The organism is Monashia sp. HAY1-5C (assembly GCF_056755255.1).
Map to the genome: position 1 here is coordinate 1 of NZ_JBPGXG010000467.1, position 259 is coordinate 259.

1 protein-coding gene is annotated in these 259 nt (G+C 59.5%); it reads right to left on the reverse strand.

Annotated features, from left to right (window positions below; translation table 11 throughout):
• Positions 1-259 (reverse strand): DUF4191 family protein (locus ACR9ZK_RS22460; protein ID WP_481344141.1); only part of this gene is annotated, 259 nt, incomplete at both ends.

Here is a 259-nt window from a genome sequence, read left to right on the forward strand (position 1 = left end):
GCCCTTGAACCGGGCATACATGGAACGCTTAGCGCGCCACTGGAAGACCCACATAGCGGCAGCGGCACCAGCAAAGATGCCAACGATGAGCCATGCCCACCACAGATCGGTGAGGATAAGACCGAGGACGGTGAACACCACGACGCCTGCTACAAAGGAGCCAATGACCCACCAGAGGAGCTGAGGATCAACCTGGCGGGTTAGCTTGAACGTCTCGACAAGCTGCTTTCCGGTGCCCCAGTCCTTGGGGTTGTCGGAG